1 protein-coding gene is annotated in these 294 nt (G+C 50.7%); it reads left to right on the top strand.

Going from position 1 to position 294, the window contains the following annotated elements:
• The coding region (locus tag AC1RPV_RS07760) for a hypothetical protein (RefSeq protein WP_481764194.1) at positions 1–200 on the top strand (200 nt) is incomplete at its 5' end.
• Positions 201–294: the final 94 nt, after the last annotated feature.

Below are 294 nucleotides of genomic sequence, written 5' to 3'. Positions count from 1 at the left end.
ACATGAGTGTGATGGACCCTATCGATAAGGAAGTGGTTCAAGACATGTTCGAAAAATGGGCAGTGACCGAGGGCGATCGTCTGGATTACGGATACGTGCTTGACACGGATGTCGAAGGCAATTACAGTAGCGTTCGCACACTTAATGCGTTTCGCGGTTTCTGCGGCGCACTGTCAATCACGACCATGGAGAAATCATGACTTTTCCCACCGTATGCCAGCTGGACGATATCGTGAAGCATATCGAGAACAACGAGCAAATTCGCGCTCTCGATCAGCCGAACGGGCGCAAAGT

Source organism: Dellaglioa sp. CoH-55-MRSF-9 (assembly GCF_056782155.1).
Note: the sequence above shows the minus strand (reverse complement) of the source record. Positions and strands in the feature narration are given on the sequence as shown.